Below are 26,199 nucleotides of genomic sequence, written 5' to 3' on the forward strand. Positions count from 1 at the left end.
GCAAAGGGATAACGCTTATGAAATCATAAAATTAGATTAAACATGTAACCTGAAATAATGATAAAAATCGTAATTACTGAAAAGAAAATAGCGATCAATTTCCAGGTCATTACTTTTTTCAAAAGCGTAGCTTCTGGAATGGATAAACCTACTACAGCCATCATAAAAGCTATGGCGGTTCCTATTGGTATACCTTTCTGTACAAAAACTTGAATTATTGGCAAAACACCTGCAGCATTGCTGTACATAGGAACACCCAAAAGTACAGCTATAGGCACTGCCAGAGGGTTTTCTTTGCTGATATATGCTTCAAAAAATCCTGTCGGGATAAATCCATGCATACCAGCTCCTATGCCAATACCAATAATAATATACCAAAATACGCCTTTGATTATTCCCATTGCTTCTTTAAAAACCTCTGGTATTCTTTGAAGAAAACTTTTCTTTTCTTCTTCAAAACCACCTTCCTTTTCAGCATTTTTTAAAATACCTCGCACCCATGGCGTTAGGTATTTTTCTAGTTTTAGTTTACCAAGAATTCCGCCCCCAATCATACCCAAAATGATACCACTCGATACATAAATAAGGGTAGGTTTTAATCCAAATAAGCCAATAAACATAGCAACGGCAACTTCATTAACCAATGGTGAGGTAATTAAAAATGCGAATGTTACCCCAAGCGGAATACCTCCTTTTACAAAACCAATAAAAAGAGGAACTGAACTACAAGAACAAAATGGCGTGATGGCTCCAAAAGTGGAGGCAAATAAGTATTCCAAACCAAAAAGCTTGTTTCTAGATAGGAAATTACGGATTTTGTCTACAGGAAAATAAGAGTTGACCAAACCCATGATAGATGTTATCAGAAATAAAAGGATTAGGATTTTGATCGTATCCAATATGAAAAAATCTAAGGCGTCGCCCAATTTGCTCCCATAGGGAATGCCCAAAATACTATACACCAACCAATCTGCGAGTTTCTGAGTCCAGGTAAACATTATGTATTATTTGGATTTAACAACATCCTGAACTTGAGCAGCAAGAAGTGTTTTTTGGTGAAATATTTACAATGCCCTTGACAGGAAAACCACGCTCCACCCAACGGTTCATGCCATGTTGCATATTTACCACATTTTCATATCCATGATTTACCAAAAATCCAGCAGCTCTCAAGCTCCTTCCTCCATTTTGACAAACCACTACAACGTTTTTATTACGAGGAATTTCAGAAAAACGATCTTCGAATTCACTCAGTGGAATGTAAAGGATGTTAGGTACATCAAAAGTTGATTTTTCTACTTCGTCTTTTTCTCGGACATCTACCAATACCGCACCGTCTTTTACCCATTTTTGGGTGCTTGTTGGGCAAATTTCTTTTACTAAGCTTTGTGTTTCCATTAATTTATGCTGTTAAAAACGCTTTGATTTCTTTTATGTCAGCAACTCTTCCTTTTACTTTAATCACGTCGTCGATCATCAATACAGGCGTGGTAAGTATATTGTATTTCATCATTTCTTCAATATCCTCTATCTTGGTAACAATGGCTTGTGTTCCCGTTTGTTTTAAAGCTTCCAAAACATTGTTATACGTGGTTTTACATTTGGGGCAACCCGGCCCAAGTACTTTGATATCCATTATATTAGTATTTAGTATTTCGTAAAATAACGAATATAAAAGCCTAAAAAAAATGACTGAGGTCACAATTCAAAAAACTCTTTGAAAAGCTCTTTTGCCTCAACCCAATTTTCTTTGTTTATGCAATATTTTATGGTCGGAGGTGAAATAGTACCTTGAATTAGACCTGCTTCTTTTAAGGCCGAAAGGTGTTGTGAGACTGTAGAGTTTGCAATGGGCAGTTGACTTGAAATGTCACCAGCAAAGCAACTGCATCTTTTCTCTAAAAAGTTAAGTATAAAAATACGAGCAGGATGACCCAAAACTTTGGCATACTTTGCAATTTTCTCTTCTTTTTCTGAATAGGAATTCATTTTACGATGCTCTTATTTATTAGTTTTTCGCAATAATATGAACAAGGGAATTCTTTCCCAATCTTTTTCCATGAATTTTTTAGCACCCTTCCTGTTTTTGGGTAAAAATAAAGATGATATCAAGATTTATTTGCCTTACAGGTTTTATAATCAATTCAAAACTAACATTTTAAATAAAATCAAGGCACAGGAACACCTGCACTTTTTGTCCAAAGGGCAAACCAATCTTGCATTTCCATCTCTACTTTAGTGGCCTTCATTAGGTTGGCGATACGGACTGGGTCAGCTGTACCACAAACTGGCAGAATTCCTGCGGGGTGTTTAAGAATCCAAGCAAGAAGTATTATATCTATCGAAACTTCATATTTTGAAGCAAATTCCGACGCGATTTTCTTGATTCTTTGAGATTTTTCATCGTCTTTTTTAAAAACAGTTCCCAAAGGAGACCAACTCATCGGCCTGATGTTATGGGTTTGCATGTAGTCTAAACTGCCATCAAGCATGGCCTCAAAATCTGTGATTGAAAACTTGATTTGGTTATAATCTACTTTTGTTTTTGTCTCTATTAAATCTGTTTGTGATGGGGTGAAATTTGAAAGGCCGAAATCAATAATTTTTCCATCACTTTTAAGTTTTTCTATGGCTTTTGCTATTTCGTCGGCTTGCATCAATGGGCTCGGGCGATGCAATAATAGCAAATCTAAATAATCGGTTTGTAAGTTTTTTAATGATTGCTCTACAGACCAAACAATATAAGATGCAGAATAATCATAATGTTTTACAAAGGTTTTTCTTGGCTCTGACAGCATTTGAATACCACATTTCGAAACCAACTGAATTTGACTTCTGTCTATTTTGCTTTCGCTAAAAGCCTCTCCAAAAGCCGCTTCAGTGGTGTAGTCTCCGTAAATGTCAGCGTGGTCAAATGTTGTGATTTCGTTTTCAAGGCAACAATTCATCAGGTCAATCATCTGCTTGGTATTGCAGTCTTTTCCCCAAACGCCCCATGTCATTGTACCGGCTATAATCTTAGAAAATGGTTTTTTACTCATGTTTTTTTGAAAGTGTTTTGTATTTAAAAATTACTGGTATACCACAAAAATATATTTTAGAAACAAATCGGTCATACATGGCCATTTAAGCTACTTTTTTTGTCTTGGGTGAAAATGACCCCATATTTACTTTGTGTCGGCTGCCGCCTGGGCCTTCATTTTTTTTCGAAAAAAAACGAAGCAAAAAAAACAGCACCCAGCAAACTCACGCACTCAAAATTCTCTTAATCGGTAGTTTATATTAGGAATATTTCCGAAAGAGAATTTTGATTGCGTTCAAACAGTGCTGGCTGATATAATGAACCCTATTTATTTATTTTTACTCGGATAACGGTATTAAAAAATCTAAAATAACAAAAAATGAAAGGACAATTTAAATATCCTTTTTCAATTGGTAATGTAACAATGAAATGCCATTTTCAAAAGGTTTAGCTTCTAGCAAAGTAAGTTTTTGTCGTTTTTCTAAAAGATCAAAAATCCTGATGCCTTCAAATCTCATTTCTGGTATTACTAGGAAATAAAATTCGTCAATGTGTCCTCCAGCTATCAAAGCAGAAACAAAACTTGCACCGCCATAGACCAAAATATCTTTGCCCGTTTGATTTTTTAGGTTTGCTATTTCGTCTGTAAGTTTTCCTTTTGCAAGTTTGGTGTTTTTGCCAAAAGGTTGGTCCAGTGTTTTGCTGAAGATAACTTTTGGAATGTTCACCATTTTTTGTGCAAAGGCATATCTAGGATTTTCGGCCTCAAAACTTTCAAAATGTGGAATGAAATTTTCCGCCATTTTTCTGCCAAGCAATAGTGTATCTGAGCTATCCGGAAGCTCATTGACGAGTTCCCAAACTTCTGGGTCTGGCATTAAGTCCCAATCTTCTTCGCCATTTGGTGCGGACACAAAACCGTCGATCGTAATTCTAACTTGTAATTTTATCTTTCGCATGCTTACTTATAAATTAGAGTTTTGGCCTATGTTTAAAGCCAAATCATTCCTCTTTTACATATTTTCGCCAATTGTGTTGCTCTTTAAAGCCCAACACTTCACGGATTTTTTGATTTGAAAACAAAGCCTCGTGCTCTTCCAATTCACGGGTGATTGGCACATTGGCGAAAAACCTTTCAATTAACTCTTTGTTGGTCAAAATTGCTCCATTGTGATCATTTCCGGCATTGAAAACCTGATAGCCAAGGCCGTCTTTTTGCAAACATAAATCCACAATCTGGCCCAAGTCTCGGGCATCAATATAACAGAAGGCATTTCTACGGCGGACTCTGGGGTTTTTAAAATAATGGGGAAACAGTTCGGCGTATTCATGCGGTTCTATCACATTGCCGATGCGAAGAGCATAAATATCAAAGCCCGAGCGACGCTGGAAGCTCCTTGCCGTTTTTTCGTTCACAACTTTTGACAACCCATAGCTATCCATCGGGTCAACGTCATAGTCTTCTTCCAGCGGCAATGATTTTGGGTCAGTTTCACCATCCGAAAAACAAATGCCGTAGGTGGTCTCAGACGAAGCAATGATAATTTTTTTAATTCCCAGTTTCACGGCTGCTTCTATCACATTGTAAGTGCCAATCGTGTTTACTCTAAAAGTCTCGTTGTCAGGTTTTATCAATATTCTGGGAACGGCCGCGAAATGCACCACCGCGTCAAATTTGGGTACGCCATTGCCGATTTCCAGTTCGTGCAAACCCGTATAGGAGCTCATGGCATTAAACATTTGCCCAGAATCCGTAATGTCTGCTATAAGATTATCAACCCCAGGATAATCCAAAGGCCGCAGATCAACATTCAGCACTTTATGGCCTTGCTCGAGCAGATAAGGTATTACGTGTTTGCCCGCCTTGCCTGTTCCTCCTGTAAATAATATTCTCATTTGGTGTTTTTTAAGATTGAGTTTGGTTCAATTTTAAACAATTTCGAAAAGTTCACACTATCATTTCTACCAATGATGTGTAAAAACATTTTCAAAGTTTATCTATACTGTAAAGAAATGGCAAAAAACTATTTATTCCTAAAAGTGGGATTGAGAAAATTGGTTTTTAAAAAGCTTAAAGTTTAATCAATAGGGCAAATTTTTATTCAAGGGATAATAAAAAATGGCAAATAATAGAAATCAAAAAAATGCTAATAAATATTCTAATTGATCTTATTATTGATGTTAAATTGTTCATTTAAATCTTTTCAATTAATTCTGTTTTTAACCAATCAAAAGCCTCTTTTTTATTATAAGAAATACCCGATCTCAATAAAGCTTCCATATCCCCTGTAAAAGCAACATCATTTTCTTTCTCTTCGATGTTTAATAGAAACTCTTTTTTACTTGGTGGTCGGTTTCCCGTTGCAAAAGTTGTGTATTCTTTGAAGCATGTAATTATCTTTTCAAAGTCCAATTCGAGATTTAGTCGGGCATAATTTAAATCAAACAAATCTCGTCCTTTACTTCGTTGATAAAGTGCCCTCAGTTTAGTCCCCAATAATTCATTAATGTCATAAGTTCGGATTTCTACTTTACCTGAAAACCAATCACTTTCTACTTCAAATGGAAATTCAACCCAATCTAAAACATTAAAATGCTCTTTGCAGTTTATTTCCAATTTCAATCTCATTCGTATTTCTTCATATTCCGATGTAAAACGATATAAGGCTTTTGCTCCATGTCCTCTCACTTGAGTCTTTCGTGGTTCTTCGAAAAAGGCAATTACTTTAGCAAGTCTTTCCATTATTGGCTTAATCGGACCTTCTTTTATTTGAACTAAATCAATATCCTCTGAATATCTGGGAGCAGGCTTTAAATATAATTTATGCAATGCTGTTCCGCCTCTAAATGCAAGATTTTCTCTCAAAAATTCATCGGAAAAGATTTCTACTAAAGCTCTTGAGATAATTAAATCTTGTTCAACCTGTGCAAATTCTTTCCATGGAGCATATTGTTGCCATTTTGCTATATCTGGTCTTGGTATCATAAATCGCTTTCAAGTTTTATATTAACATCAACCTTCCACCGATTCCCAACAGCACCAGGTTTTTCATTTGACTTTGGACTTAACAATACAGGGAAAAAAATTCCTGACTTCAAGTTTGTAAATATCACTTCCTGAAATTCCTCATTTAGCTCCAATTCTTCAATCAAAAAGCCTAGTCTTTGCAATGTACTTCTATTAGGATACCAACTTAAAAGTTCGATTAAATCAGATTTTGTTAATTCTTCGCATAACTCCTCAATAGTCGCTAACATTCTATTGATTCCTCCAAGCTTTGTTTGATAATGAATTAAGTCAACTATTGTTAAGGCAGGACTAGATATTTTATAAATTCCCGCATCTGATTTCTTGTACTGAATATTTTTATTACTCCAATTAGTTGTTGTAAAAAAACGAATGTCAATTGCGTCTTTTGAGATATCGTTGAATTTTGGTTTTTCTGTAATTAGGTAATCTCTCTGGACTTGCTGATGGCTCGCTCCATGAAATTTCGATGCAGAAAATAATCCTATATAATATTTTCTATTTAAATGCCTAAAAAGTTTCTCACAATATAGCTGTATTGGTAATTTCTGGGAAGAAGAATATCTAGGTGTTATAATTAAATAAAACCCCTTTCTGAGATTTAAAATCTCTTTTTTTTTAATCAATCGAGAGAGTTCACTTTTTATAGAAGTCTCTGGTTTATTGATATTATCAATTAACTCATCTAAGGAAAATGAATACTCCTCATATGATAAAAGCTGTTTTATATAAGTCGCAACTGTCAATCTTAGTATATTTTCGAGAAAGATAGGCTAAAATAACATTAATCTCAAATTATTACTACGTTTTATTTGTGGTATGGCAAAAAATAACTCTTTTAAAAATTTTGGAAGTGGGTCAGCAAGTGGGATTTTTAAATGTATTGTTTGTGGGTGGCATTGGCTCGGTTTCCTAGCATTTAACACAACATTCCAATATCCGCAACAAAATAAAAATTCTTCCATAAATATTTGCAATTTTGATTCAAATATCAAACCCATTTTAGGTTTTAAGCAATAAATCATGTTTTTATTTGATCTATTATGAAATTCAGTTTTTCAAATGATATCTGATATTAACCGTTATAAACGTTTATTTGTAAAGTGCTTTTTATTAATTGTTTAAGTGGTGTTTTTGTAGAGAAAAAAGGAAAATTGCCTTTATTTAACGCCACTACCAACGTTTTGCAGCTACCCGAAGGGCTGGATTTTTACCACAAAACTTTCTTTGGAACACGAAACCCCGCCTTTTGGGTAGGTGCTGTTATAGGGCGATTTTTTGTTTGTTATGTCCTAAAATTTAATTGGTAAAGTTACTCTCATGTAAACTTTCTTGCCGTCTTTTTCTGCTGGTGTCCATTTCGGCATTTCTTTTATTAAATTTAGAGCGACCTTTTCTATTGGTGATATTTCTCCTTTAAAATATCGCTTAAAAATACATTCGTTTCTTATATTTCCTAAAGTATCGACAATGAAAGTAATATAAATTGAACCTTGCCATTCTTCTTGCTCTTTTGGATATCGAAGATTTTTTGCCAAGTATGCCATGAAAGCAGTTTGTCCGCCAAAGAATTCAGCGTTTTGCTCAGCAATTAGATATACTTGTTGATTGTCCAGAATGTCAGGATTTGGAATGCATGTCGAGTCTTTAGATGGTAAAATTATTTCTTTTTCGAGTTTTATTATTTCTTGACCGCCTTCAGGAATACTTGTTTCGTGTTTATTGTAATTTATATTCTCGACAATAATTGTCATAGGGGGACATCGAAAACCACCTGAAATACTTGATAGCTCAAAATGACCTGTCGAGTCAGTTGTTGTTTTATTCCAGTCTTTATTTTTAATGCAAACTGATACACCTTGCAATGGTTTTCCTGTTTCCTTGTCAATTACTGTCCCCGTAACTCGTTGATAACAGTCGCAAGATGTCAGAATACTTAGTCCAATTAATATATTTAAGATTTTTGTCAATGTGTCGTCTTTTAAAATGCCCTACAACATTTCAATATCCGCAACAAGATAAAAATTCTTCCCTAAATATTTGCAATTTTGATCCAAATATCAACCCTATTTTAGGTTTTAAGCAATAAATCTTGCTTTTATTTGATTTATTATGAAATTCAGTTTTTCAAATGATATCTGATACTAACCGTTATAAATGTTTATTTGTAAAGTGCTTTTTATTAATTGTTTAAGTGGTGTTTTGTTTATAAAAAAGGAAAATTGCCTATAATTAACTCCACTACCTAACATTGAAGAAAGACATTTATTTTTTCTATAAAATGCCTTTCTAATTTTAAAAGATGCTGTTTGTTCTTTATAATCATTTCACTCTCTCGCCATGTTTTATCACCATTTTTACATCTTGCAAAAGCGAGATATAGCGTAGCACATCACCTCTTACGGTTATGATATCGGCGTATTTTCCCTCGCTTATGCTGCCGTAGTCTTTGTCTACTTTCATGGCCACTGCCGGCCAATAGGTGGCGGCTTTTATAGCGTACATAGGGTCTATGCCCATTTTGTTTACCCATACATCCAGCTCGTTCCAGGTGCTTTGGCTGTGGAACTTCATCGGTATGCCGCTGTCGGTGCCTATCATCATCACCACACCGGTGTCTTTTAGTTGCATGAGTTTTTTGGTAAGCGTGGGCTTCCGTATGGGAGTCAACTGAAAGTAGGGCATCTGTCCAGGGTGTTTTAGGGAACCTTTTATGTCGTCTATGATGTCTTGCGGTAGGCCCAAATGCCAGCTAGGGTCGTCGAGTTTTTCGGGGTTGTCTCTCATGTATTCGTAGTTGTAGAGTCCCTCCACAGTAGGTGTCCAGAATAGCGGCCCCATATTCATCTTGGCGGTGCGTTCTTTTATGGCTATCAATATATCCTCAGGATACTCCGGTGCTGAGGACAATCCCGTATGCTCAAAACAGTCAACGCCAATCTCGAGGCCCACGCGTATTTCGTTAGGTCTATGGCTGTGGGCTATTACGGGCAGGCCGTATTTGTGGGCTTCGTTTACTATGGTCTGTGCTTCGGCTTTGGTCATTTCGTCGTGGTCTATGAGTTTTATCACGTCTACACCTGCGTCAGCTAGTTTTTTAACTTTGGCCTTTGCATCTGCCTCGCCATATATGCCCCAACGGAACGCCTCTGTGTTGGGGTAGGGGCGGTGTTGTAGAAATGGCCCCGAGACATAAATAGTAGGTCCGGGTATTTTGCCTTGGTTTATTTTATCTCTTACTTTTATGCTTGCCTCCAGCGGTGCTCCCAAGTCGCGGGCACTTGTTACGCCTGCCATCAAAAGCTGGTGTGCGGAAGAGGGCATAATGATAGACTCGAATTTGTTGATATAGGTGCTATCCCAATGGGTATAATTGCTGTGGCCGTTGATCATGAGGTGCACGTGCATGTCCCAAAGGCCAGGCATCACGCTCATACCTTCGGTAGAAATTATCTCGGCATCTTTTGGTATGGCCAATTCGCCCTCTCTACCCACGGCTTTTATGCGGTCGCCTTCAATGATGACCACGGAGTTTTGGATGGGTGCACCACCAAAGCCGTCAATCAATGTTCCACCCACGAGGGCTTTGATTTTTTGGGCATTGGAGGTGAGGGAGCTTAATATTGTAATTATTAGTAGGGCGTAAAATATTGGTTTTTTCATGAGTATTAAGGGAGTTTTATAAAGCAATAATAAAATTTGAACAATAAAATTTAATCTAAATCTAAGCTATCAATCATTTCTGGTAATTCGACCAGCTTGAGGTTTTCTTTTTCTGATTTATTTTAAATTGAAAGTAGATAAACTGTGTCTTTTTCAAAATAAAAATATGTAATTACTCTTGCTCATCCACTCTTCCCTTTACCTTTTGATTGAATTGTCATTCTTATTTTGTAACAATTTTTCCCGATTGAAACACCAGTTAAAGGATTGTTTTCAAGTTTTTTTCAGAAGATTGGAGAAGTCATTTTTAATAGAATGCTATTTTTTCCTTAGTCATTTGTTGGGTTTTCTTAACAAATGAGAGGCTTTTTAAAATTTCCATTCCAAAAGCGGAATTTTCGTCAGCTATTTTGACTAATATTTTCAATTTATTTTTTGATTTATATACGAGTTAAAGCCTTTTTTATTTCTAACGAAAATCTACACTGAATTTTATTCTTCCATCAAAACAACTTCACAATTAGGGCAATCATTTTTTCTTTGAAGCCATTATAGGGTGGCATTAATAACTCGAGTGTACTCGGTAAGTGTTGGCGATATACGCCTCGGGCATTTGTGAATTCTTGAAAACCAAAAATTCCGTGTGTTTTGCCTATTCCGGAGTTGTTAGAGCCTCCAAACGGTAAGTTTGGATTGAAATAGTGCAGGTCGTTGTTGTTGATACAAGAGTTGCCTGCACGGGTATTGGCCATTATTTTCTCTATGTTTTTGTTGCTCTTGCTATAAATATAAAGTGCCAAAGGCTTTTCTCCATCGTTGATTCTGTTGATAGCATCGTCGAGGTTTTGATAGGTCAAAATTGGCAAAACTGGCCCGAATATTTCGTTTTGCATCAGTGCCGATTCTTGTGGGACATCACATACAAGTGTTGGCTCAAGAAAACTGTTTTTGCTGTCTGATTTTCCTCCAAATATCACTTTTGCACCTTTCGAAACCGAGTCTTGGATATAGCCAACTACTCTTTCGGTGTGTTTTTCGTTCACTATGTTTCCATAGGATTCGGACTTGCTCGGGTCTTGGCCAAAGAAGGTCGTCATGACTTTTTCCATGGCGGCTATCAATGCATCTTTTTTGCTTTCATGTACCAAAATATAATCAGGAGCAATACATATCTGACCGCTGTTATGAAATTTTCCCCAAACTATACGCTTGGCTGCTGTGCCGATAGAGGCTGTTTCGTCTACTATGGTTGGTGATTTTCCACCCAATTCGAGTGTTACCGAAGCCAAGTTTTTGGCCGCAGCTTTCATTACGATTTTGCCTATTGAAGGTGCCCCGGTGAAAAAAATATGGTTAAATGGCAAGTCGAGTAGAGAAGTCGAAGTTTCTATTCCGCCTTCTATCAAGGCTATTTCATTTTCGTTGAAAAGGCTTTTGATAAGTTTGGCCAAAACTTTTGAGGTTTCTGGCGTAAACTCCGATGGTTTCAGAATCACGGTATTGCCACCTGCAATGGCCGATACCAAAGGACTCAAGAGTAAGTTAACCGGGAAATTCCACGGGGCTATGATCAAACAAACGCCTTTGGGCTCGTAAGTGATGTAAGATGTAGAACCAAAAAACGCCAAAGGTGTATCAGCAGGTTGTTTGGCGGTCCATTTTGAAAGGTGGCTTATGGTATGTTTGATTTCGCTTGTCACCGGAAATATCTCCGACAAATCCACGTCTGCCTGTGGTTTTTTGAAGTCTGCCATCATGGCATCTCTAATTTCCTGACGGAAAGTAATTTCCAAGGCTTTTAATAGAGATTTTAGTTTAGCTTTTCGGGCTTTGATGGGCTCGTTGGCAACAGCATATTGATTGGCCTTTTGTGCCAAAAATATCTTTTCAATTTGGTCGGTACTTACGGTATCTGCAACGAAATTCATTTTTCTTATTTTTAGGTTGATTGAAATTAAGACAAGTTAGAATAAAAATACGAGATATTTCGGTTTAAGATTTCGAAAGAATTCCATATATTTTAAATTATTAACTTTCGTTTAAATTTTTCGCTTAGATTTAAAGTTTTTTACCAATTGCTTATGTCGAAAATGGAATTTGAAAAGATTCAGATTACCTTAATTGAAGCTCATAAAATTGCTTCGGAATATCTTTCTGTTGTTGATGAAATATCATTTCTCCCTGGTGAAATAGATTTTAATTTTAAGGTCAAATCAGGCGAAAATAACTTTATTTTGAAAGTAAGTCGACCTGATTTTGATTTAAAATACCTTGATTTTCAGAATGAATTGTTGCAGCATTTAGAAAGCAAAAACGTTCCTTTTTTGTTTCCGAAAATTATCAAAAATCAGGCTGGAGATGGCCAAATGGATTATTTGGATGCGAATGGACAGCTTAGAAAAGTGCGAATGTTGGAATGGATTGAAGGTGATTTGTTTTCAGACTATTTTCCCAAATCAGAAAGTTTGTATTATTCTTTGGGTAAAAAAGGTGGAGAAATCACAAATGCACTTTTGGATTTTAAGCATCAGCTAGCCATTCGTACTTTCGATTGGGACCTAGCCAACGGACTTTGGACAGCGAACCATTTGGATGTTTTTACGGAAAACGAAAGAGAAATTGTGGTGTATTTTTTAGAGAAATTCAAGAATATCCAAAAAGATTATGCTCAATTAAGAAAAAGTACCATACACAATGATGCCAACGAAAACAATATCGTGGTAAATTCTAAAAATGGAGAAATTGCAGCCATCATAGACTATGGAGATGCTGTTTATTCTCAGATTATCAATGATTTGGCTGTTAGTTTGGCTTATGCCATTATGGATACCGAGCAACCCTTGCAAGCGGCCATTCCAATCGTAAAAGGTTATCATGAGGCATTTCCATTACAAGAAAAAGAGCTGGAGGTTTTGTATATTTTGGTTGCTATGCGACTCGTGATAAGTGTAACAAAATCAGCCATTAACAAACAAAAAGAACCAGAAAATAAATACCTTTTGGTAAGCGAAAGACCCGCTTGGGATTTATTGAAAAAATGGAAAGATATTCCTGAAAACTTTGCCTTCTATTGCTTTAGATCTGCTTGCGGATTTGAACCTTGTCCTCAAAATTTGGCATTTCAAGAATACACCAAAAACAATCTATGGACAGTAAAAGAGCTTTTGCCAGAAGCAGAATTTTGGGAAGTAGAAACTTTGGATATTTCTATTTCTTCAAAATATGTCGGCAATTACGCCAACTATATCGGAAGTGATAAATTGTATGAAAAAATAGTTGAAAACTATACCCAAAATGGCTCATTGTTGGTGGGCGGTTATGGAGAAGTGCGACCAGTTTATACCACGGATGCATTCAAAACTAGAGTAAATGAAGGCTTTGAACATCGTACGGTTCATTTAGGCGTTGATTTTTGGCAAAAAGCTGGTACGAGTATTCTGGCTATCGAAGATGGAGAGGTATTTGGTTGTTTTGACAATGCCCATCCGAAAGACTATGGCCCAACTTTGATACTGAAACATAAAAAAGAGGGTTTGGTTTTTTATACCCTTTACGGTCATTTGAGTAGGGAGAGTTTGAAAGAAAAATATATTGGTAAAAAGATAAAAAAAGGTGAAAAAATAGCGGAAATAGGTGAGGAGATAGTAAATGGCGGTTGGGCTCCACATTTGCATTTTCAGGTGATTTTGGACATGTTGGGTCATGAAACAGACTTTATAGGCGTGTCTACGCCAAGTCTTTGGCCCGTATATTCGAGTATTTGTCCTGATCCAAATGCTTTTTTTAAGATTTCGGAATTGAAACAAAAAGAATCAAAAACCTTTGCAGAAAACCTGAATTTTAGAAAGCAACATTTGGGAAAAAGCTTGAGTTTGTCTTACGAAAAACCTCTAAATATAGTGCGTGGTCAAGGGCAGTTTTTGATAGATGATGCTGGTCAAAAATACCTAGATACCGTTAATAATGTTGCACATGTAGGGCACGAACACCCAAAAGTGGTGGAGGCTGGTGCATCCCAAATGGCTCTATTAAACACCAATACAAGGTATCTGAATGATGAAATCTTGGTTTTTGCGGAGGAACTTTTACAGACTTTTCCGCCAGAACTTTCGGTTTTGCATTTTGTAAACTCAGGCAGTGAGGCCAACGAGCTAGCTATGCGAATGGCTAAGGCATTTTCAGGTCAAAAAGATATGCTAGCCTTGGAAGTTGGGTATCATGGCAACACACAAGCCTGCATAGATGTGAGTTCGTATAAATTCAATGGAAAAGGAGGAGCAGGTTGCCCAGAGCATACCCATATTGTGCCACTTCCTGATGCTTTTCGAGGGATTTACAGAGGGAAAGGTGCAGGAAGCAAATATGCAAAACACGTAAAAGATGCGATAGAAAATATACAATCAAATGGTAGAAATGTGGCTGGATTTATAGCAGAAAGCATTGTAAGTTGCGGTGGTCAGATAGACTTGCCGGATGGTTTTCTGAAAGAAGCTTATGGATATATCAGAGCGGCAGGAGGTGTTTGTATTGCTGATGAAGTGCAAGTTGGATTTGGGAGAGTTGGGAAGGCTTTTTGGGGTTTTCAATTGCATGGAGTTATGCCAGATATTGTCACAATGGGTAAGCCCATCGGAAATGGGCATCCTTTGGCTGCTGTAGTTTGTACCAGAGAAGTGGCAGAAGCATTTGCCAATGGCATGGAGTATTTCAATACGTTTGGAGGCAATCCAGTTTCTTGTGCGATTGGTAGGCAGGTTTTAGCTACTATAAAAGAAGAAAAAATGCAAGAAAATGCCCTGGAAGTAGGGGAGTATTTAAAAAATTCCCTAAATGAACTACAAAAAGAATTTCCAATTTTTGCTGATATAAGAGGAGAAGGCCTGTTTTTGGGAATAGAACTTTGTGACGAAAATCTTCAACCTTTGCCTGATCAGACCAATTATTTGGCCAATAGAATGAAGGATTTTAAAATTCTAATGAGTGTAGATGGACCAGATCATAACGTTCTGAAAATTAAGCCGCCTATGTGTTTTTCTATAGCCGACGCTGATTATTTATTGGATTGTTTGGGTAAGGTTTTGTTGGAATATCCACTGGCTAAAGCCAGTGGTAATTGAAATTAATCTTTTGATAATTAATTATTTATATAAATCTTATTATGTAAAATAACAACAAAAAAAGCTTCCACTGGAAGCTTTTTTTGCAATTATCATTTATTCAATTTTTAGGCCTTGCCTGTTAAGATTTGGCTCCAATACATACGTGGAAGTACTTGTTTTTTAAGTTGATACATACTCCAGCGTTCTTTGCTTTGATCAAATGGGAATGTCTCCATTGGGTTGTTTTGGTAGTCAAATTCTGCCAAAACCAGTTTGCCGTAGCCTGTAACCAATGGGCACGAAGTATAGCCAGTATATTCTCCTTCGAATGGCTGATTTTCCATCAATGAAAGTAAATTGCCAACCACTACGGGTGCTTGCTTTCTGATAGCTGCACCCGTTTTAGAGATTGGCAATCCTGCTGAATCTCCTAATGAGAAGATATTAGCATATTTATTATGTTGAAGTGTATTAATGTTGGTATCTATCCATCCAGCAGCGTTCGCTAATGGACTTTTTTGGATAAAATCTGGGGCAGATTGAGGTGGCGTGATGTGTACCATGTCAAAATCAACCCAAGTTTCTTTGTCTTTATTGCCTTCGCCTATTCCCGTAAATTTCAATTTCTTGTTGGCACCATCTATTTCATCTAGTCGCTCCATCATGTGCAATTTGATGTCGGCCTTTCTACATACTTCCAATAATGTTTTTTCGTATTTGTCAACAGCAAAAAGTCTACCAGCACCACTCCAGTAGTGAATGTCAGCTTTGTCTAAAACACCATGTTTTCTGAAATAGTCGGCTGCCAAATACATGATTTTATGAGGGGCACCTCCACATTTCACAGGTGTATGTGGATTATGGAAAATCGCTTTGCCTCCTTTAAAGTTCTTTAAAACTTCAAATGTATAGGGAGCAGTTTTGAAGCTATAATTAGAGCAAACGTTGTTTTTGCCAAGGGTTTCTGGAAGTCCTTTTATGGCTCCCCAGTTTAGTTGAATACCAGGACAAACCACCATATAATCGTAAGAATAAGTTCCACCACTTGTAGTAACTTGGTTTTGCTCTGGATTAAAAGATTCTGCTGCTTCTTTGATCCATTTTGCCTTTTTGGGCATCACACTAGCTTCTGTTCTTTCGGTTTTGGCTATATCAAAAGCTCCACCTCCAACCAAAGTCCAGGCTGGTTGATAGTAATGTTTGTCTGCTGGGTCAATTATAGCGATATCCAATTTTGGGTTTTTTCTGAAAAGCTGAGCAGCTACCGAAATACCTGCGTTTCCGCCTCCCACGATAATAATCTGATGGTGAGTCATTTTAAATTTTATATTTAATAATTAGAGATTGATATTTAGAACTATAAAGTAATTGTCTAATTTTTTCTTACAAAGTTCATAAAAGTATCTCCTTTTTGAATAGGACATTTTACTATTTGTATTGTAATTATTACTTATAAAATTATTCTCTGATAATGAACCTGAAAAAAAACGATTTTGTAGGATAGAAGTCTTATAATTAAAGCATTAATATATGTGCTTCAGTTAAGAATTTTTGAAATTAAAGTATAGATTAAGTGAGTTTTAATCGAAATTGTTCGGGAGTTTGTCCTACTGCTTTTTTAAAAACTCTGATAAAATAAGAGCAATCCTCATAACCTAAATTGTAGCCCATTTCGCATATGGACAGTGGCGTGTGTATTAGCAATCTTTTGGCTTCTAAAATGATTCTCTCTCTTATCATTTCACCTGCAGTTTTGCCTAATGTGTTGGAGCAAATGGCGTTTAGGTAATTAGGTGTCATGTTCATGATGGAAGCGTACTCTCTGACACTTTTTAATTTGCTATGTTTGGTCTCTATTAGAGATTCGAACTGGCGGATTTTAGATAATATCAAGCTTGAGCCTGAAGAAGAAAAGTTTGGCTGATAAACTCTCAACGAACGGATCAAAATAATTTTCAAAAGTGTTTTTATTATAGCTTCATGGTTGTCTAGCCTTTTATTGAATTCGTTCAGCATGTCTTCAAAAAAATGATTAATTACCATTGCTTCATTTTCTTCAAAAAACACCATTTGAGCTTCGTTTTGGCTATTATGAAAAAAAGGCAAATTGGGTAAGGAGAACATCGGTTCTGCTACATTGTAAAATTCTTTTTTGAAAAATAACGTAAAACCCTGTATGTCATCTGAGAGATTCCATTCATGAATCTGCGTATCGTTCATAAAAAACAAGGTATTGGGTACAACTTCAAACCGCTTAAAATCGATATCATGTGTACCGCTACCCTGTGTGATATAAAGAAGATTGTAAAAGTCGTGTCGATGTGGAAAGTGTACGTTATCCATAACAGCAATATGATCTTCTAGACGACGAATATCTAAATTCATACTTATGTTGGAGCCGCAATTGTTGATTTGCTCTATGGTATATTTTAGGATTTTCTTTTCCATTGGAGCAAAGTTTAAATTTTTATAATCCAGCTTTTATATATGACCAACCTTGTTCTTGCTTCATGATAATTTCGCCTATACCCATCGGCACTGTTTGCATAAAAGGTAACAATTGGTCTTTGGTCACTTTTTTCTTCCTCATAGTGTTTTCGCAGACTACCATTTTTATGTTTTTATTTTCCACAAAATCTTTCAATTCTTTGGCAAAATATGTTTTTTCAGTCATGGCCATAGCTATACTTCCTCCATGAAATACTACCTCAACTTGGGCTTTAGGCCAGCCTTCTCTAATGTTTTTTAAATTGCTAATCAGAGATAGTTGAGACAATGAATCTGGAGAAACAAACTGGAAAACCACCTTATGTTTACTTCCGTCGTCAATTTTTTGAGCAAAAGATAAGGTACTGATAGTCAATAAGAAAAAAAGGATTTTTTTCATGATATTTTAAAAGTTTTATTTATTTTTTTTGTAAAAATCGTCAATTGGTTTAAAAGGTCCAAACTTATGTTGTTGCTCTGAAAAAGCATCTGCATAAGGCCCAAATGGATGATCCACAGGCTTTCCTGCCACTTTTGGCCAGTCTTTGCTTAAATCTTTTCCTGGTCTTGGTCTTGAATCCACATATGCAGCAATGTCCCAAGACTCCTCATCTGTTAGTTGCGGCTTGTCATAAGTCGCTCCAAATGGCATATTGGCTTTAATATAACCCGCAAATCTGGACAATCTAAACAAACCAGCCCCATGGTTATAGCTATGAGGTCCCCAAAGTGGCGGGTAAGTATATGCATTTCCTTCTGCATTCATTATTCCTTCACCATTTTTGCCATGGCAAACTACACATTTTTCTTCATAAGCTATTTGGCCTCTAGCTGGGTCTGCTGCTCGGTCCAAATATTTTAACTTCCAAATTCCTGTACCATTCGGGATGCTATCTTTCGGAACAAACTGCCCAATAAATTTGATATAACTCACCATTGCTCTCATTTCGCGGCTATTGCTATCAAGTCCTCTACCATTCAGACTTCTTTCAAAACAATCGTTGATGCGTTTTTCAATGCCCTCTACTGTTCCAGAGCGTTTACGCATTTTTGGGTAGTTGGCCAATACAGCTCCGTAATTGTTCCCCCACGGTCTTGTTCCTGCATCCAAGTGGCAATTCTGGCAATTCATGCCGTTTGAAGTATGAGCAACTTTTCCCTTTGGGCCTAAATATACCGATGTGTTGGCTATTAATTCTTTTCCATATTTTATGAGTTCTGGATCTTTTTCATGCACCAATGCATCCATACTCATGGCTTGCCACATGGGTTTTTGGGGAACAAAAACTTCTGATTTTTCTTTTTTCTCTACTTCTTTTTCATCACTTGAAAAATCTAAAACATTGCTAGAATTAAGTGCCAAACCTGTAACCAAAAGAAAAGGCATGATAGCCAAAATATAAAGTACGTTTTTTAATACTTTGAAAGTCGTAAACAAATTTTTGCCTTCCATTTCTATTTACTTAAATTCATAATTATAACCTCTCAACTGTGTCAGAAGTGTATCTGGAGCGTCCGTTGCTGTAGCTCGTTTTTCGAGTTTTGGCGACACAGGCGAATTAGCTGCAAGGTACTCTTCTACCGCATCATGCAAAAGTATATTGAGCGTTTTAGGTTCTTTTACATGGTCTATTCTGCAAAGGGTATCTATCGGGTCTCCTTCTCGGTCACATGCTAATATAGAGTATTCTTTATCTAAGTCCAAAGGCATACCACCAATTTTAACCCAATTTACACGTTTTCCAGTTTCATTGCCAATGGTAAAATTTACTTGCATACCCGCAAATCTAACAAACCAACCTCCGAAACGTTTGGAAGGCTCAGGTGCGAAAGCATTTTGTAGTTCTTTTTCAAGCCATGCCATTATTTGTTTTCCACTTACCCAGGCAGATTTAGCTTCGGTGTCAAGTGGCAGCATATTCCATAAAAACTCCTTTGATATGTCTATTAAGCCAGTTTTTGGGTTTTTTGTCGATAGCGGTTGGCAAAACCTGAACCCGTTTGAAAGGGCAATATCTGGCTTGAATTTCCACATGATGGCGTCGGTTATCATGTTGTCCATGGGTGTTTCCATTACATAATACCGCATCAAAGGTACTTTAGATGTGCCGATTATCTTATTCAAATCTTTGGTGTAAGGAGCCATTGCATTATCTATCATTTTTTGCAATTTCTGGTCCGGCTTATATTTTTCAGGGTCAACCTCTAGCAATTGATATTTGAAATCCGCTAATTTCCCGTCTTTTATAATTAAATCCAATTTGCCAAGAAATGAACCAAAAGAGCCACATTCTATCACTTTAGTGTATTTGCCTTGTATAGGTTCTCGGAGTCTTTCGTGAGTATCCGCACCTAAGATAAAATCTACATTTTCTGAAGAGGGATGATTAGCTAAGCCAACCTGTTGTGCCAAACCTGTATGTGTGGCTACCATTACCAATGTACATGCTTCTACCTCTCTTAGATATTTTACATATTTTGCTAAGTTTTCCTGAGGTAGAGTAAATTCTAAGCCCTCGCTGTATGCTGGTGGTTGTCTTTTTGGAATTAAATGGTCCGTATAGCCAATCACCCCTATTTTGATTCCATTTAAATATTTAATCCAATAGGCAGGGTATACCAAATCTCCGCTGTACTCGTCATTGGTTTTATGCCACATGTTTGCACATATTTTGGCAGCATTGGCATGCCCCATGTCATAGAGCATTTGTTTCTTTTTGTAAACCACTTCCCAGTTTCCAGGTAGCATAAGGTCATAACCTATTTCATTAAAAATTGGAATAAGTGCCTCTCCTTCTGTCAAGGTGGCAAGTGCATGTCCATGGAAAAAATCTCCTCCGTCATACACAATCGTATTTTCAGGATTTTCTTTTTTCAATTCCTTTATCATGGTCTTTAAAACTGCCAGACCGCCTCTTTTTCTAAAAACATTCTGTTTGTTTTCCAAAAAAAACTCGTCATGGGTGTTTACTTGTCCGTGAATATCAGATGTTATTAAAAAAGTAATTTTGTTAGAATCCTTTGGAGAATCTAATGTTTCCGGACTTTTTGCATTTAAAGCCAAAGGCGTTACAGCCATGCCTAAGCCAGATAAGATTGATTTTTTTAAAAAATCTCTCCTCTGGTCTATGTTTTCATTTTTCATAAGGTTGAATTTTAAATTAAACAATTAAAGTTTTAATGTGGAAGTTTTTTTTGCAGCAAACCATAGGTCCATGTTCCTACAATTGCACTTAAAAACGTGACAATTACTACCATAAATCCTGAACCAATTTGAGCAAAGAGTGGACCTGGACATGCTCCAGTTAAAGCCCAACCAAGGCCAAAAATAAAACCACCATAGATATTTCCTTTAGAAAAGGATTTCTTTCCAATAATAATTTCCTCTCCATTTAAAGTCTTTATATTGAATTTTTTAATTAGGAATATCGAAATCATGCCGACTACAATGGCAGTGCCAATTACGCCATACATGTGGAAGCTTTGGAGTCTGAACATTTCCTGAATTCTGAACCAAGAAATGATTTCGGCTTTTACAAAAACGATACCGAAAAGTGCTCCCACAATCAGATATTTAATGTCTGAAAAATAGCTTTCTTTTTGTTTGAGTTCGTTAGGTGCGTCACACACCGGATGGGTATCTACTAGCATTTTTTTATTTATTGATTAGGTTAAAAATTATTGGAAGGCCGAAATGCGTCATCACAAAGCCGCCAAGCATAAAGAAACCAGTAGCTACCAGAGATGGCCACTGTAAGCTTGCTATACCCATAATAGCATGTCCAGAAGTACAACCTCCAGCGTAACGGGTTCCGAAACCAACAAGGAATCCACCTATTACGAAAAAGAATAAGCCTTTTAAAGTAAATAGATTTTCGAAATTGAAAATATCTGAAGGCATCAAACTAGAAAAATCGCTAACACCTAATGCTTTTAAATCTTGCATTGTACTTGAAGCAATTTGGATATCAGAAGGGTTGCCTAAAAAATATGTGCCAATAAATCCCCCAAATAATACGCCAACTACAAAAAATAGATTCCATATTTCTTTTTTCCAATTGTATTTAAAAAGTGGAATATTGGCAGGAACACATGCTGCACAAATATGCCTTAGGGAGGATGAGATACCGAAATTTTTATTTCCGATAATCAAAAGAACGGGGACGGTAAGTCCAATAAATATGCCTGCAATAGACCAATGCCAAGGCTGTTTTATAAATTCCAACATTTTTATTTATGATTTAAATACTTTAAATAATACACAAGGATTATAGCATTGATTCAGATATTAAAATTATTTATAATTTTTATTTGAATATTACCATATTAAAATTTGAAAAAAATATTGGGGTTCACATTCATGTACCCCAATATTTGATTTGCTATTTAAACCTTGGCCCGGTTTTGAAAAAACTATGGCTTAAAAATTATTTCATTTTAGTCTGACAAACAAAGTCAGTTCTTGGAACGTCTGTTTCAGAAATTGCTTTAAACCCACCTGCTATATCTACTACATTGTCATACCCTCTTGATTTTAAGATAGATGCTGCAACCATGGATCTGTATCCGCTAGCACAATGTAAGTAGTTGGTTTCGTCTTTTGAAAACTCAACCATGTTTTTGCTCAAGTTAGCCAATGGAATATTCATAGCTTCGTCAATATGCTCAGCCATATACTCTGATGGTTTTCTTACATCTTTTACAATGATTTTGCCTTCTGATTCTTTAAATTTATTAGCAAATTCTTCAGCACTGATAGATACGATGCTGTCTGTTTCTTTACCTGCATTTTCCCATGCTTGTATTCCACCTTCCAAGTATCCAATGATATTGTCATATCCAACTCTTGATAGTCTCGTTATAACGTCCTCGCGACTTTCTTCGTCAGCTATTATAAGAATTGGTTGCTCAATGTCAGTCAAAAGTGTACCCACCCAAGGAGCAAAATCACCCTTGATACCAATAAAAATAGAGTTTGGAACAAAAGCATTTTTAAATGTTTGCTGCTGACGCGTGTCTATCATGATTGCCCCAGTTTCGTTAGCTGCGGCTTCAAATGCAGCTGGAGAAAGTGCTTGTACATGAGATTTTACCGTGTCTACATCTTGTGCTCCTGACTTGTTTATCATCACGTTTTTAGGGAAGTAGTATGGTGGAGGTACTAATTCAAGACCATCCGTAACTTCTTTGATAAACTCTTCCCTGGTCATATTAGCTCTTAGGGCATAGTTTGTTTGTTTTTGATTTCCTAGCGTATCAAAAGTCTCTTTGCTCATGTTTTTTCCACATGCTGAACCTGCTCCATGGGCTGGATAAACTATCAAATCGTCTGGCAAAGTCATAATTTTGTTTCTCAGAGAATCAAAAAGATACCCAGCTAGGTCTTCAATAGTAACGGTAGATTTTTGAGCTAAATCCGGACGTCCAACATCACCAATAAACAACGTGTCTCCAGAGAAAATGCAATATTCTTTGCCGTTTTCATCAAACAATAAATAAGTTGTTGACTCCATCGTGTGTCCTGGCGTATGTAATACTTTTATTTTTAGCTTTCCAAGTTCAAGTATTTGCCCATCAGTAGCGATAAGAGCGTCAAAAGATGGAGTAGCTGTTGGTCCATAAACTATGGTAGCACCTGTTTTTTTTGACAGTTCAAGATGTCCACTCACAAAGTCCGCATGAAAGTGCGTTTCTAGAATATATTTGATTTTTGCACCATTTTCGGTTGCCTTTTCGATGTATTGATTCACCTCACGAAGTGGATCGATAATCATACATTCGCCATCAGATTCTACGTAGTAAGCTCCTTGAGCCAAACATCCCGTATATATTTGTTCTATTATCATTTTTTTAAAAAGTTTGTTTTGAAAATTATTTAAGGAGAAAATTTATTTAAAAAATAGTTCTTTCGTGATGATATAAATACCCATTATCAATACAAAATAGCCAAAAGCAGGTTTAAGTTTTTCGTCTTTGACTTTTTTAGAATAGTAGCTGCCGAGAAATATTCCTACTGCGGCAATGCTTGAAAATATCATCAAGAATTTCCAATCAATTACTTCTGAGCCGTTTACATCACCAAGGAATCCAATTAGAGATTTGAAACCTATGATTACCAAAGAAGTACCTACCGCTTTTTTCATTGGTAATTTGGCCAATAATACCAAGGCCGGAATTATTAAGAATCCACCACCAGCACCAACCATTCCTGTGACCATTCCCACAACTGCCCCTTCAATAAGAATAAGCGGATAATTGTATTTTGGTGCAGTTTCAGCTTCTTCTTTGATTTTTTTGCTTGGTTTAATCATAGAATAAGAGGCAAAAACCATGAGGAAAGCAAAAAGGAGGAGCATCAAAAGAGGCTTGTCGAGATGAAAAGTACCAATCGTAAAAATTTCTTTTGGAATAAGAGGTACTAAAAACTGACGCGTAATAAAAACACTTATAATGGCCGGAATACCAAATACGATGGCTGTACGCCAATGGATATTTCCTTGTTTTATGTGGCTTGCAGAACCTAAAATGCTGGTAAACCCGACTATAAATAATGAATAGGCGGTGGCTAGTACGGCATCGACTGAGAACAAATATACTAAAATAGGAACTGTAAGAATAGAGCCTCCGCCTCCTATTAAGCCAAGCGAAACTCCCATTAATAATGCACCTATGTATCCAATAATTTCTATCATATTCTTTTTATTCCAATCTTTATTTTTTGAATTTAATTAAAGTTTTGTGATTAATTAATAATTTATGAATAAATGATAATTTAATCATATGTATATTAAAAAAATATCAAAAATTGCATGTACAATTTTCAATACAATCTAATAAGTTGTTGATTTCTTTTAGCCTTAACGAATAATTGATAAACTGACCATCTCTACTTGATTGTAAAATTCCCTTCAGTTTCATATTAATCAAATGGTGAGAAACTAAAGATTGTTCACTTTGCAACTTCAAGCATATTTCGTTAACAGACAATTTGTTATTTTCTGTTAATAATTCTACAATTGCTAGTCGCATTGGGTGAGCGACTGTCTTCAAAATAAAGGCAGCCTTTTCAAATTTCTCTAAGTCCATTTCGTACGTCATAGTCAATAAACACAGCTTGTTTTAAAATGATTCAAATATATGGTAATATTTTCATATGTCAAGTTTTTAGAGAAAAAAGTCTATAAAAATAAAATCCATTGAATTTTTATTTTTCTTCAATGTGCTTGTAATTAGGTGGTTGGTGTTTTGTTTTTGGTTTTTATGCTGTATTTTGGATTTTCGAAAGTTTTATTAAAATTGAACAAAATTGATTTTTTTAAGAAATAATCTTTCCTTTAGCCTTTTATCATAAAGTATTTTTTGCCGGATTTATCTTTGTTTAGATTTGTGAATATTCATTATATGAAATTTTAAAATTATGAAGGCTATAAAATTTGAAAAATACGGTTCCCCAGAAAAAGTACTTAGAATAAGTGAAGTTGATAAGCCAGAACCTAAGGAAAATGAAGTGTTGGTAAAAGTGTATGCCACAACTATCAATGATTACGACTGGAGTTTGGTTAGAGGAAAACCTTATTTATATAGATTAATGTTCGGTTTTACCAAGCCAAAAAATCCAATTCCAGGCATGGAGTTGGCTGGAATAATAGAAAAAATAGGCTCGAAAGTAAAAATGTTTAAAGTTGGGGATGCTGTTTTTGGAGATATTTCTCAATATGGATTTAGTAGTTTTGCCGATTTCTGCTGCGTAGACGAAAGAGCCCTTCTTAAAAAACCTGATTATTTAAGTATGGAAGAAGCCGCTGCCATTCCCCATGCTTTGGGTTTGGCTTTTCAAGCTTTTAAACAAATAGGTGGTATAAAAGATGGACAAAAAATATTGATAAATGGTGCTGGTGGAGGAGTTGGAAGTTTTGCTATTCAATTGGTTAAGATGCACAATTGTAATGTTACGGGAGTTGATTCTGCGAACAAAATTGAAAGATTAAAGAAGCTTGGTTTTGATAATGTGATAGATTACAAAAAGGAAAATTTCACCAAAAATGGCGAAAAATATGATGTTGTATTAGATTGCAAAACAAATAAGCCAGCCTATTCATTTCTAAGGTCTTTGAGTTCGGGAGGTAAATATATTACAATTGGTGGCGAAATTAATAACTTAATTATGGTTTTTGTTTTGGGAAAAATCATTTCACTTTTTTCTTCAAAACAGTTAAAAGTTTTGGCATTAAAACCGAACTATGGAATAGCTGAGGTTTTGGAATTGATAAAAGAAAATAGGCTTAAAACGCAAATAGATGGGCCTTATAAATTTGAAGAAATCCCAAAACTTATCCAGTATTTTGGTAATGGGAAACACAATGGGAAAATCGTAGTAAAACTAAATTAAAAGCGAGGTAAAAACCTTCCAGTTTTAGCCTTGTAATTTGAATATTCTGGGTATTTGTTTTTTAGTTTTTTTTCTTCATAATTTGTTTTAAAATAAAATAAAACCAAAAGTGAAAAAGATATAATAAGGCGATAAATTGAATCTGAAAATGCTGAAAAGCCGAAAACGGTCAACAAAATTCCTGAATATATTGGATGCCGCATAAAAGCATACAAGCCTGATGTAATGAGTTCAGATTGAACTTTGGGCGTTGGAAATGCAGTGAGATTTTTATCTAAATGAAATAAGGCAATAATGACTATTGCTAAACCTAAAATTGCTATTCCCAATCCTAAATATTTTACCCAAAAGTGGATGCCAATAGAATAGGGAAAATTAAATAAAAAAGCAAAAAATAAGGTGAATTGTATGCCTACAAACCAATAGTCTTTTGGAGAACGATTTTGCATTTTGTGATTTTTAAATAATAAAATTACAATCTATAATTTTATTATTTAGTGATAAATCATAC

25 protein-coding genes are annotated in these 26,199 nt (G+C 35.9%); 2 read left to right on the forward strand and 23 right to left on the reverse strand.

Annotated elements, in window-relative coordinates; all coding sequences use genetic code 11:
* Window positions 1–23: 23 nt before the first annotated feature.
* The 12 genes from EGI22_RS11550 to EGI22_RS11605 all read right to left on the reverse strand — a co-directional run bounded on the left by EGI22_RS11550 (window position 24) and on the right by EGI22_RS11605 (window position 11,641).
* Window positions 24–998, reverse strand: coding sequence for a permease (locus EGI22_RS11550; RefSeq protein ID WP_255068550.1), 975 nt, complete (start codon window positions 996–998; stop codon window positions 24–26).
* Between the two features lie 16 nt (window positions 999–1,014).
* Window positions 1,015–1,398 (reverse strand): rhodanese-like domain-containing protein, encoded by a 384-nt coding sequence (locus EGI22_RS11555; protein WP_255068552.1) that lies wholly within the window; start codon window positions 1,396–1,398, stop codon window positions 1,015–1,017.
* A gap of 4 nt (window positions 1,399–1,402) precedes the next feature.
* Window positions 1,403–1,636, reverse strand: coding sequence for a thioredoxin family protein (locus EGI22_RS11560; protein ID WP_255068553.1), 234 nt, complete (start codon window positions 1,634–1,636; stop codon window positions 1,403–1,405).
* Window positions 1,637–1,698: 62 nt separating this feature from the next.
* Complete coding sequence (locus EGI22_RS11565) at window positions 1,699–1,989, reverse strand: helix-turn-helix transcriptional regulator (RefSeq protein WP_255068554.1); 291 nt, start codon at window positions 1,987–1,989, stop codon at window positions 1,699–1,701.
* Between the two features lie 179 nt (window positions 1,990–2,168).
* Complete coding sequence (locus EGI22_RS11570) at window positions 2,169–3,041, reverse strand: aldo/keto reductase family oxidoreductase (RefSeq protein WP_255068555.1); 873 nt, start codon at window positions 3,039–3,041, stop codon at window positions 2,169–2,171.
* Window positions 3,042–3,414: 373 nt separating this feature from the next.
* Entirely contained in the window at window positions 3,415–3,981 is a 567-nt protein-coding gene (locus tag EGI22_RS11575; RefSeq protein WP_255068556.1) for a dihydrofolate reductase family protein, read from the reverse strand.
* A 43-nt stretch (window positions 3,982–4,024) separates the two neighbouring features.
* Complete coding sequence (locus EGI22_RS11580) at window positions 4,025–4,918, reverse strand: NAD(P)-dependent oxidoreductase (protein ID WP_255068557.1); 894 nt, start codon at window positions 4,916–4,918, stop codon at window positions 4,025–4,027.
* Between the two features lie 298 nt (window positions 4,919–5,216).
* Window positions 5,217–6,008 carry a nucleotidyl transferase AbiEii/AbiGii toxin family protein gene (locus EGI22_RS11585; RefSeq protein ID WP_255068558.1) on the reverse strand — a complete coding sequence of 264 codons (792 nt, stop codon included), beginning with the start codon at window positions 6,006–6,008 and terminating at the stop codon, window positions 5,217–5,219.
* Window positions 6,005–6,796 carry a type IV toxin-antitoxin system AbiEi family antitoxin gene (locus tag EGI22_RS11590; RefSeq protein WP_255068559.1) on the reverse strand — a complete coding sequence of 264 codons (792 nt, stop codon included), beginning with the start codon at window positions 6,794–6,796 and terminating at the stop codon, window positions 6,005–6,007. Before EGI22_RS11590 ends, EGI22_RS11585 begins: the two co-directional genes overlap by 4 nt.
* Before the next feature lie 546 nt (window positions 6,797–7,342).
* A complete protein-coding gene (locus EGI22_RS11595) occupies window positions 7,343–8,020 on the reverse strand; it encodes a carboxypeptidase-like regulatory domain-containing protein (protein ID WP_255068560.1) in 678 nt (225 codons plus the stop codon).
* 352 nt (window positions 8,021–8,372) lie between these two features.
* A complete protein-coding gene (locus EGI22_RS11600) occupies window positions 8,373–9,713 on the reverse strand; it encodes an amidohydrolase family protein (RefSeq protein WP_255068562.1) in 1,341 nt (446 codons plus the stop codon).
* A gap of 503 nt (window positions 9,714–10,216) precedes the next feature.
* A complete protein-coding gene (locus EGI22_RS11605; RefSeq protein WP_255068563.1) occupies window positions 10,217–11,641 on the reverse strand; it encodes an aldehyde dehydrogenase family protein in 1,425 nt (474 codons plus the stop codon).
* 162 nt (window positions 11,642–11,803) lie between these two features.
* Between EGI22_RS11605 and EGI22_RS11610 the strand changes: the two genes are divergently transcribed.
* The gene (locus EGI22_RS11610) at window positions 11,804–14,830 is read left to right on the forward strand and encodes an aminotransferase class III-fold pyridoxal phosphate-dependent enzyme (RefSeq protein WP_255068564.1); all 3,027 of its coding nucleotides are present in this window, start codon (window positions 11,804–11,806) and stop codon (window positions 14,828–14,830) included.
* A 107-nt stretch (window positions 14,831–14,937) separates the two neighbouring features.
* On the opposite strand, the gene EGI22_RS11615 is transcribed toward EGI22_RS11610, so the two are convergent.
* The 10 genes from EGI22_RS11615 to EGI22_RS11660 form a co-directional block, all read right to left on the reverse strand.
* A complete protein-coding gene (locus EGI22_RS11615; RefSeq protein ID WP_255068565.1) occupies window positions 14,938–16,128 on the reverse strand; it encodes an FAD/NAD(P)-binding oxidoreductase in 1,191 nt (396 codons plus the stop codon).
* A gap of 253 nt (window positions 16,129–16,381) precedes the next feature.
* Window positions 16,382–17,260 (reverse strand): AraC family transcriptional regulator, encoded by an 879-nt coding sequence (locus EGI22_RS11620; RefSeq protein ID WP_255068567.1) that lies wholly within the window; start codon window positions 17,258–17,260, stop codon window positions 16,382–16,384.
* A gap of 19 nt (window positions 17,261–17,279) precedes the next feature.
* A complete protein-coding gene (locus EGI22_RS11625; protein ID WP_255068568.1) occupies window positions 17,280–17,699 on the reverse strand; it encodes a DsrE family protein in 420 nt (139 codons plus the stop codon).
* A 15-nt stretch (window positions 17,700–17,714) separates the two neighbouring features.
* Window positions 17,715–18,752, reverse strand: a complete 1,038-nt coding sequence (locus tag EGI22_RS11630) for a c-type cytochrome (RefSeq protein ID WP_255068569.1) — start codon at window positions 18,750–18,752, stop codon at window positions 17,715–17,717.
* Between the two features lie 6 nt (window positions 18,753–18,758).
* Window positions 18,759–20,444, reverse strand: a complete 1,686-nt coding sequence (locus EGI22_RS11635; RefSeq protein ID WP_255068570.1) for a bifunctional UDP-sugar hydrolase/5'-nucleotidase — start codon at window positions 20,442–20,444, stop codon at window positions 18,759–18,761.
* Between the two features lie 32 nt (window positions 20,445–20,476).
* Complete coding sequence (locus EGI22_RS11640) at window positions 20,477–20,950, reverse strand: DUF6691 family protein (RefSeq protein ID WP_255068571.1); 474 nt, start codon at window positions 20,948–20,950, stop codon at window positions 20,477–20,479.
* A gap of 4 nt (window positions 20,951–20,954) precedes the next feature.
* Complete coding sequence (locus tag EGI22_RS11645; protein ID WP_255068572.1) at window positions 20,955–21,527, reverse strand: YeeE/YedE family protein; 573 nt, start codon at window positions 21,525–21,527, stop codon at window positions 20,955–20,957.
* A gap of 199 nt (window positions 21,528–21,726) precedes the next feature.
* On the reverse strand, window positions 21,727–23,145 hold the full coding sequence (locus EGI22_RS11650) for a rhodanese-like domain-containing protein (protein ID WP_255068573.1): 1,419 nt from the start codon (window positions 23,143–23,145) through the stop codon (window positions 21,727–21,729).
* A gap of 42 nt (window positions 23,146–23,187) precedes the next feature.
* A complete protein-coding gene (locus EGI22_RS11655; RefSeq protein WP_255068574.1) occupies window positions 23,188–23,991 on the reverse strand; it encodes a sulfite exporter TauE/SafE family protein in 804 nt (267 codons plus the stop codon).
* 106 nt (window positions 23,992–24,097) lie between these two features.
* Window positions 24,098–24,397 carry a helix-turn-helix transcriptional regulator gene (locus EGI22_RS11660; RefSeq protein WP_255068575.1) on the reverse strand — a complete coding sequence of 100 codons (300 nt, stop codon included), beginning with the start codon at window positions 24,395–24,397 and terminating at the stop codon, window positions 24,098–24,100.
* A 319-nt stretch (window positions 24,398–24,716) separates the two neighbouring features.
* Between EGI22_RS11660 and EGI22_RS11665 the strand changes: the two genes are divergently transcribed.
* A complete protein-coding gene (locus tag EGI22_RS11665) occupies window positions 24,717–25,688 on the forward strand; it encodes an NAD(P)-dependent alcohol dehydrogenase (RefSeq protein WP_255068576.1) in 972 nt (323 codons plus the stop codon).
* On the opposite strand, the gene EGI22_RS11670 is transcribed toward EGI22_RS11665, so the two are convergent.
* Window positions 25,685–26,137, reverse strand: coding sequence for an isoprenylcysteine carboxylmethyltransferase family protein (locus EGI22_RS11670; protein ID WP_255068577.1), 453 nt, complete (start codon window positions 26,135–26,137; stop codon window positions 25,685–25,687). The two genes, EGI22_RS11665 and EGI22_RS11670, sit on opposite strands and share 4 nt — an antisense overlap.
* Between the last annotated feature and the right edge of the window lie 62 nt (window positions 26,138–26,199).

It is taken from the genome of Lacihabitans sp. LS3-19 (genome assembly GCF_024343575.1).
Lineage (GTDB): Bacteria > Bacteroidota > Bacteroidia > Cytophagales > Spirosomataceae > Leadbetterella.